Below are 239 nucleotides of genomic sequence, written 5' to 3'. Positions count from 1 at the left end.
AAATACACCAGCGCACAACACCACCAAACCGGCTGGCGCTGGCAATTGGCGTAGCTCTCTACAGCGGCATTGCCTCTACAGCGGTTAATGCAGCACCAACAAAACTGGAAAACGTGGTTGGTACTGCAACCCGTGCGGAAGAAAGTGTTTCTTCTATTTCTGGGACGGTCCAGGTTATTGAAGGTGAAGAGCTTCAGGATCAGGGTGTTTCTGGCAAGAAACTGTCTGATAGTCTAGAG

The 239-nt window shown here is 50.2% G+C and carries 1 protein-coding gene; it reads left to right on the top strand.

The annotated features are described in order from the left end of the window. The coding region (locus ACY2RR_RS24700; protein WP_490110853.1) for a hypothetical protein at positions 1 to 239 on the top strand (239 nt) is incomplete at both ends.

The sequence above is a fragment of the Parendozoicomonas sp. 2304DJ65-17 genome (assembly GCF_058148445.1).
Note: the sequence above shows the minus strand (reverse complement) of the source record. Positions and strands in the feature narration are given on the sequence as shown.